The 5,697-nt window shown below is 40.8% G+C and carries 8 protein-coding genes, 1 rRNA gene and 1 riboswitch; of the genes, 2 read left to right on the top strand and 7 right to left on the bottom strand.

From position 1 onward, the window contains the following. Together BSG1_RS18750 and BSG1_RS18745 are read right to left on the bottom strand one after the other, a co-directional pair. A 16S ribosomal RNA gene (locus tag BSG1_RS18750) occupies positions 1-616 on the bottom strand; the annotation flags it as partial. Between the two features lie 347 nt (positions 617-963). Further along, a complete protein-coding gene (locus BSG1_RS18745; RefSeq protein ID WP_044023182.1) occupies positions 964-1,194 on the bottom strand; it encodes a hypothetical protein in 231 nt (76 codons plus the stop codon). A 140-nt stretch (positions 1,195-1,334) separates the two neighbouring features. On the opposite strand from BSG1_RS18745, the gene pdaB reads away from it, so the two are divergent. After that, positions 1,335-2,084 carry a polysaccharide deacetylase family sporulation protein PdaB gene (pdaB, locus tag BSG1_RS18740; protein ID WP_006838806.1) on the top strand — a complete coding sequence of 250 codons (750 nt, stop codon included), beginning with the start codon at positions 1,335-1,337 and terminating at the stop codon, positions 2,082-2,084. A gap of 63 nt (positions 2,085-2,147) precedes the next feature. Here pdaB and BSG1_RS20645 read toward each other — a convergent pair. The 3 genes from BSG1_RS20645 to BSG1_RS21015 all read right to left on the bottom strand — a co-directional run bounded on the left by BSG1_RS20645 (position 2,148) and on the right by BSG1_RS21015 (position 4,235). After that, positions 2,148-3,517 (bottom strand): IS3-like element ISBsp2 family transposase gene (locus tag BSG1_RS20645; RefSeq protein ID WP_156791420.1). Its coding sequence is split into 2 segments (ribosomal slippage): positions 2,148-3,106 and positions 3,106-3,517, totalling 1,371 coding nucleotides; the frame shifts between segments, so codons are not numbered across the junction. An 80-nt stretch (positions 3,518-3,597) separates the two neighbouring features. Beyond that, the gene (locus tag BSG1_RS20640; RefSeq protein ID WP_006838805.1) at positions 3,598-3,729 is read right to left on the bottom strand and encodes an anti-repressor SinI family protein; all 132 of its coding nucleotides are present in this window, start codon (positions 3,727-3,729) and stop codon (positions 3,598-3,600) included. Positions 3,730-3,762: 33 nt separating this feature from the next. Next, a riboswitch (cyclic di-GMP riboswitch) is annotated at positions 3,763-3,853 on the bottom strand. 154 nt (positions 3,854-4,007) lie between these two features. Continuing rightward, the gene (locus BSG1_RS21015; protein ID WP_156791534.1) at positions 4,008-4,235 is read right to left on the bottom strand and encodes a hypothetical protein; all 228 of its coding nucleotides are present in this window, start codon (positions 4,233-4,235) and stop codon (positions 4,008-4,010) included. 224 nt (positions 4,236-4,459) lie between these two features. Between BSG1_RS21015 and BSG1_RS18725 the strand changes: the two genes are divergently transcribed. Further along, positions 4,460-4,816 (top strand): helix-turn-helix domain-containing protein, encoded by a 357-nt coding sequence (locus BSG1_RS18725; RefSeq protein WP_006838803.1) that lies wholly within the window; start codon positions 4,460-4,462, stop codon positions 4,814-4,816. Between the two features lie 30 nt (positions 4,817-4,846). On the opposite strand, the gene BSG1_RS18720 is transcribed toward BSG1_RS18725, so the two are convergent. Together BSG1_RS18720 and BSG1_RS18715 are read right to left on the bottom strand one after the other, a co-directional pair. Further along, positions 4,847-5,161, bottom strand: coding sequence for a hypothetical protein (locus BSG1_RS18720; protein WP_006838802.1), 315 nt, complete (start codon positions 5,159-5,161; stop codon positions 4,847-4,849). Positions 5,162-5,431: 270 nt separating this feature from the next. Beyond that, positions 5,432-5,697, bottom strand: a 266-nt coding sequence (locus BSG1_RS18715) for a hotdog domain-containing protein (RefSeq protein WP_044023181.1), incomplete at its 5' end; no start/stop codon positions are given.

Genomic DNA, 5,697 nt, shown 5'->3' with positions numbered 1-5,697 from the left:
TTCACATCAGACTTAAGAGACCGCTTGCGCGCGCTTTACGCCCAATAATTCCGGACAACGCTTGCCACCTACGTATTACCGCGGCTGCTGGCACGTAGTTAGCCGTGGCTTTCTGGTTAGGTACCGTCAAGGTGCCGCCCTATTTGAACGGCACTTGTTCTTCCCTAACAACAGAGCTTTACGATCCGAAAACCTTCATCACTCACGCGGCGTTGCTCCGTCAGACTTTCGTCCATTGCGGAAGATTCCCTACTGCTGCCTCCCGTAGGAGTCTGGGCCGTGTCTCAGTCCCAGTGTGGCCGATCACCCTCTCAGGTCGGCTACGCATCGTTGCCTTGGTGAGCCGTTACCTCACCAACTAGCTAATGCGCCGCGGGTCCATCTGTAAGTGGTAGCTAAAAGCCACCTTTCCACTTCTCCTCATGCGAGGAAAAGAACTATCCGGTATTAGCCCCGGTTTCCCGGAGTTATCCCAGTCTTACAGGCAGGTTACCCACGTGTTACTCACCCGTCCGCCGCTGACATCAGGGAGCAAGCTCCCATCAGTCCGCTCGACTTGCATGTATTAGGCACGCCGCCAGCGTTCGTCCTGAGCCAGGATCAAACTCTCCGAAAGAAGTTTGACTTGCTCATTGATGCTGAAACTATGTTTCAGCCTGCTAATTAAAGTGTTAGCAACTTTGTAAAAATTAGATTCTTACAAGAATTAACGTTGACGTTTTGTCTTGTTTTGTTCAGTTTTCAAGGTTCAATTTCTCGCGCCTCTCTTGAAGCGACTCAATCATCTTAACACGTTTGAGAAGCTGAGTCAACAACTTTCTTTGTGTTTTTTTGAGTGATTTTTGTGAATGGCTGTTTGTTCAACAGCGACGTTTATTAATATATCAGGATAGTCATACAAAGTCAACGCTTTTCCACAAAAAAAATTATCGACTCCCGCTTGTCCCCGTTATTAGATAAAACCTAGGATTTTTCTTGGCGCAGCCTGGTTGTTTTCATATATCTCATACATTCCTTATGGGAGGCCACTCTCTTAAATAGCGCAAAAAGTATCTTATATCTTTCATCCATTGCCCGTTTTACAATTTGATCGATTCTTGAGTCTTTCAGGTCGAACAGTATTTCATCCATTTCTCTCTTCAGTAAGTATTCAATTTCTTGTTTCTCTCTTTCGTTTATTAAGAAACCCAGCAAAACTGTCACCCCTTCAATGTTGTAATTGTAGTTTTTTCCAAAAAAGATGAATTTATAATATGCTTTTTGTTATTTCTGTAATATTTTTTCTTCGGACATGCATATGTTAGAACAGGAAATCGTGTCTTGGAGGGAATAGTATGAATGCTTTTTACACATTAAATGCCCGAAAAATAAAACAAGGTGTTCTCATTCTGGTCATTTCATTTTTTACAGCTCTGTTCATATTCACCGGCAGCCTCTCTGCTTTGCCCGTTTTTTCCACAGAGGATGGACCAAAGGCCATCTATAAAGGAGATAAGGGAATCTCGTTGACATTCAATGTAGGATGGGGCGACGAAAAAGCAGAGCCCATTCTTGAAGAGCTCAAGAAACAGGGGGTGCCATCTGCTACCTTCTTCCTCTCAGGGGCATGGGCGGAGAGGCACCCAGACATAGTGGCGGAAATCGTTAAGCAAGGATATGAAATCGGGAGCTTAGGTTATGCTTATAAAGATTACAGTGAAATGGAGGATGCCAAAGTACGCCAGGATATCCTAAAAGCCCAAGAAGTTTTTACAAAGTTGAATATTAAAGACATCAACCTTCTTAGGATGCCAACCGGCCATTTCGATAAGCGGGTGTTAGCCATCGCTGACAAACTTGGATATACCGTCGTTCATTGGAGTATCAATTCACAGGACTGGACAAATCCCGGGGTCGATCAAATAGTAGAAAATGTAGCATCCGCTAAAAAAGGAGACATTGTTCTCCTGCATGCTTCCGATTCTGCTAAACAAACACAAAAAGCTCTGCCGCAGATTGTGAAGTCACTCAAATCCAAGGGAGAATTCATCAGCGTTTCCGAAATGATCGCAAACGGAAAAACCAAGACGACATTAGTCCCGTAATAAATAAAAGAAGGACTGATCCGATATAAAGTGTACCCTTTGTAAAGGACATTTTAAAAAAGCCTAAGCTACTTTTAAAAGATGATCTCTGTATTGTACAGGGGTCATCTTTTTTCGATTCCATTGGTATCTATGGTGGTTATAGTAATTCATGTATTGCTTGATTTCCTTTTGTACATCCTCTAATGTCAGACAGGTTTTAATAGAGGTTTCATCTTTCAGGTGGCCAAAGAACGATTCAATGGGAGCGTTGTCCCAACAGTTTCCCCTTCGGGACATTGATTGGCGGATTCCAAGTTTTTTAACCATTTTCTGAAATTGGGGATGGGTATAGTGAACCCCTTGATCTGAATGGATGAGTGAGTCTTTATGTTTTTTAAACCTTTTGTTTTTCTTTAGTTTTTTGATGGTATCTGTGGCTAATTCCATAGTCATTCTGTCAGACACATGGTAAGCAAGAGCTTCACCACTGGAACCATCCAATATCATAGATAAATAAGCTCTTGAACTTTTTCCATAGCTCAAGTAGGTGATGTCTGTTAATAGCACTTTCCCGGGTTTACCCTGATTGAATTGGCGCTCCAGTAGGTTAGGGACCACTGAATGTTCCTGGGTGGCCTTCATTAGACGCCTATATGGATTCGCCCTCCGGAAGGGACAAACGATGTTATACTTCTTCATGATTCTTCGAATTCTTTTCAAGTTAAAGACAATCTTAAATTGACCCGCCAAAGTCATTTTGATTTGACGCGCCCCTTTCTTGCGATTCTTATGACGGAATGCTTTTAAGATGATTTCTTTCAGTTCCTCATCCCTTGCTTCCCGTTGTTTTCTACGCTCTTGGGACTCGGGAGAGTAGTATTTATAATAAGCACTTCTGGAAACTCCTGCGACCCCACAAAGGAATCTCACCATTTTTTTGAGCTTATATTTCTCTATTACGGAACGGATGAGAATGAACTTTTGACTTGGGGAGAGGACTACTTCTTTAGCCCCCTTTCCGCGAATCGAATCTTTTTTAGAAGTTCATTTTCCGCCTTAAGGAGGTTAATTTGAGCTTCTAGTCGAGCATTCTTATCCTCAAGGGATAACTCCCGTTCTCTAGGTCTCCCGGAATTGCCTTTCCTTGTGTCATTGAGCCCTAAAACTCCGTTTCTTTTATAAGCAGCACTCCATCTCTTACTAGCGGCATGAATACGTGCCATACCAATTATATCTGTATCAAATCCAGCCTCTTCAAAGATCTGTCTAGAGAATTTGCCTTTCTCTTTCTCAGCGATAAATTGGCGTTTAAATTCATCTGTGTAGGTAATTCCCTTAGCACTTACAGCTTTCACAAAAGGATTAATGGATAATTGTTTGATTTCTTTCTCTGTGAATGTTTTTTTACTCATGGTGTTTTCCCCGATTTCTACTAGTTGTCTATTTGTCATTATACAAAAAAATACCCTATAGGTAGACTTTTTTAAGTGTCTACTCTATAGGGTACATTTTATTATGGGAATAGCTTTTTTCATTTAACTAGCACTCTGCTCTCTTCTTTATTCGTATGTAGGTATTCTAGGATTTCATCTTTGGTGACCCCTACAGACATTGCTTCTTTGATTAGTGTAATCCATTCAAGATCCAATTCTTTTTCTACCACTGACAAATCTCCTCCTAAAATACTATTAGTATTTCAGGCAGCCCAGCCATCCTAACAAGTTTTCTCTTGCCTTAGACCTGTGACTTTGCGTCCCCATCTTTCAATGAGTTTGCCTTTGTCTGACTATCCATTGGCTAACCAGTTATATAACTATATCCATTATACTAATTAGGAAAACCTATTTTGTGTAAAATCTTGCTGTGATTAACAACTTTTATCCCAGTTTATTTTACAAATAACACTTAATTTTAATAATATTCAGGCAATTATAATGATAATTACTTGATTTTTTGTCGAACAGTTGTCGGTCTGCACGGGAAATTCCTGCTGTAGGTTTTTAACTTTTTTTCTAAAGGAATGACTTTTTGATTAATTTGAAGGAAGCTTGATGCATGGAAAAACGGTGAGGCAGTGAGGTCATTTCCACATGATGGGCAAATCCATTCTCCTGTTTCTGTAGAGCTGAATGAGGGACGGCTGCAACGCTGGCAATTTTTCTTATACATATATTCACCTCTTCTTGTTCGTTATATAGGTATTTTTTATTTACTATACAGGATTATACTCTTATTATGAAATAGTGAAATTTGTTCGTTTATTCGTAATAAAGAACATTTTACTTTGATTTTCTATCCTATGCTGTAATTTACTTAGAAATGCTAATTTTATAAAAAACATTTAGTTCGTTATAATGAATTAATTATATTTATTAGTAGAAGGAGTTTAGACTATGGTTGGCGAAAAAATAAAATCTATTAGAGAGAATAAAGGAATTACGATTAATGAATTAGCACAAAGAGCTGATATTTCAAAGTCCTATATCAGTACGATTGAGAGGGATATTCAAAAAAACCCCTCCATCAAAGTGCTGGAGAAAATTGCGGCTGCCCTGGAGGTGCCTCTTGATATGCTGCTGGATCAAAGTAGTACTAAAATTTTAGAAGAGGAATGGGTTCAACTTTTGAAAGAGGCGATAGGACAAGGACTTACTAAGGAGGAATTCATCCACTTCACGATGTTGATGAAAATCAAACGAAAGAAATCTATTTATGCGGGGATACAACAGAATAAGAAAAAGACCATATAAAAAAGCCGGTAAATACCGGCTTGCTAAGTGTTATTCATTATTGCCTTCTTCATCTGTTAATTCATCTTCAAGCTCATCAACCGGGCCTTCACCATTTTCGTCGCCCAGATCTCCGTTTTCATTGTCATCAATCTCACCGTTGTTATCTTCGGAGATATTTCCTTCCCCATCATTTGTATCCATATCCAAGTCACCGTTGTCGTTCATGTCCCCGTCATCATTAGGAACCTCTTCTTCAACTGGAGCATCATCTTCTGGCGGCGGCTCCTGGTCGGCGTTACATCCTGCAAGCAGCATTGCGGATAGAGCTGATCCACCAAGGATAGCTAAAAGCTTTTTATTCATTGTGTATGACTCCTTTCATTACAAAGAATTTTTAAGACCTTTCTTTGCGGTCTTTTGATAGCTTGCCCCGTATTTCTGTAATCTTGCATCCAAAATCAATATTTTTTTGTAGTGGAAAAACCTGTTGTTTTTTATCGCTTTAAACCGCTAAGAGGGACAGTCCCTCTTAGCGGTTTAACGCGTTAATGCACCAAGAGGGACTGTCCCTTTTAATGCGTTAATGTGAAAAAGCCCCCGCTGGCAAAACAGCGGGGGCTTTTTGTATGTTGGTTATTCCTGCTTTTCGCCCAGGGCGAACATCATTTCGGTTTCGCAGGCAACTTCTCCGTCGACTGTGGCTACGGCTTTTCCTTTACCGATGGCACCGCGGAAGCGTACCATCTCGACTTCAAGACGAAGCTGGTCTCCAGGTTTTACCTGACGTTTGAACCGGCAGTTGTCGATGCCTGTGAAGAAAGCCAGACGTCCTCGGTTCTCTTCCTTTTTAAGCATTGCTACCGCACCTACTTGAGCAAGCGCCTCGACAATCAGCACTC

Source organism: Bacillus sp. SG-1 (assembly GCF_000181495.1).
GTDB lineage: Bacteria > Bacillota > Bacilli > Bacillales > Bacillaceae_B > Rossellomorea.
Note: the sequence above shows the minus strand (reverse complement) of the source record. Positions and strands in the feature narration are given on the sequence as shown.

Bases quoted from the DNA above. Each gene is read 5' to 3' on its own strand.
- BSG1_RS18725 (WP_006838803.1), top strand. From the start codon at position 4,460: ATGGTTGGCGAAAAAATAAAATCTATTAGAGAGAATAAAGGAATTACG.
- BSG1_RS21015 (WP_156791534.1), bottom strand. From the start codon at position 4,235: ATGTATAAGAAAAATTGCCAGCGTTGCAGCCGTCCCTCATTCAGCTCT.
- BSG1_RS18720 (WP_006838802.1), bottom strand. From the start codon at position 5,161: ATGAATAAAAAGCTTTTAGCTATCCTTGGTGGATCAGCTCTATCCGCA.
- pdaB (WP_006838806.1), top strand. From the start codon at position 1,335: ATGAATGCTTTTTACACATTAAATGCCCGAAAAATAAAACAAGGTGTT.